1 protein-coding gene is annotated in these 988 nt (G+C 53.2%); it reads right to left on the bottom strand.

Features of this window, described 5'->3' with window-relative positions:
• Window positions 1-172: 172 nt before the first annotated feature.
• On the bottom strand, window positions 173-988 hold an 816-nt coding region (locus Q5Y71_RS16935; protein ID WP_306043249.1), incomplete at its 5' end, for a hypothetical protein.

Genomic DNA, 988 nt, shown 5'->3' with positions numbered 1-988 from the left:
GCCATAAACTCCAGCGGCCCATTTAAGAGTCCGTGATCTTCTCTGTTCTCTTGCTGCGCTTCCCGTTGTTCTTGCGCAGGGGAAACCTCAAAAGGGTTGCCCTTTACCGGAATCAATTTATATTTCGGTTTCTGCTCGAAGGGATTTCCCTCCACTGGAGTAAAAGTAGGCATTATCCTGTCACCTCATAATATACGCCGTCTTTCTCTACATACCATCGGTTATCAGGGGCGAGCCTAGCGCCCGGCACGGGTGGCTTGCCCGCACCGTCTGCACCCTTCATTTCCGGCGGCATCCCTAACTTTGCCCTGACTATGGTGTTAATGCTGTGTATTTTTGCTTCTCTTGCCTCAGATTCGTCTTTGCGAGTAGGGAGCATGCCCATAAGCAACGCCTGGTCTTGGTCTGTAAATGTCCCCTCGCCGGCCTGACGGAAAACGCCCTTTAGGATTGGAGCCATGGCGGATACGGAACCGTCCGCCGTTTGCGCGTCCGCGGTAACTGCAGGAAGCCTGCCAAATACAGGTCCTGTAAACACATTGCTCATTGAGCTTGATAGGCTGTCCATTGCCGTCTTGTAAGTGTTCCATGTAACTTCATTTTCGGTGCGTTTTTGCTCCATCTGCACCTGCTGCTTTGCCCTCTCTGTTTGTAGAGTTTTTTCGTAAGGGCTGATTTTTCCTTCGCTTGCGTTAGCAGCGCCCTGGTTCTGAACATCAGCGAACACAAACTCACCCGTGTCAACGTAACGCTTGCGCCCGTTTACGTCCTGCATGATTTCCCGCTTTTGCTTGGACTCCGGCTTGCTCTGAATGCCAAACCGCCCCTGCAACCTGGGGAGCATTCTCTCGTCCCAATTCGTGGTTTCCCCCTCCATATTCCAGCCCTGATCACTGGCATATTGCATACCGCCTTGCCAGATTGCCCCGCGCTGCTCCGGTGAAGCACTCATCAAGGCGCCCGTGAGGCTCCTCATGTGCGCCTCTTG

It is taken from the genome of Microbulbifer sp. 2205BS26-8, from assembly GCF_030731025.1.
Lineage (GTDB): Bacteria > Pseudomonadota > Gammaproteobacteria > Pseudomonadales > Cellvibrionaceae > Microbulbifer > Microbulbifer spongiae.
This window is presented reverse-complemented; position numbering and strand designations above follow the sequence as displayed.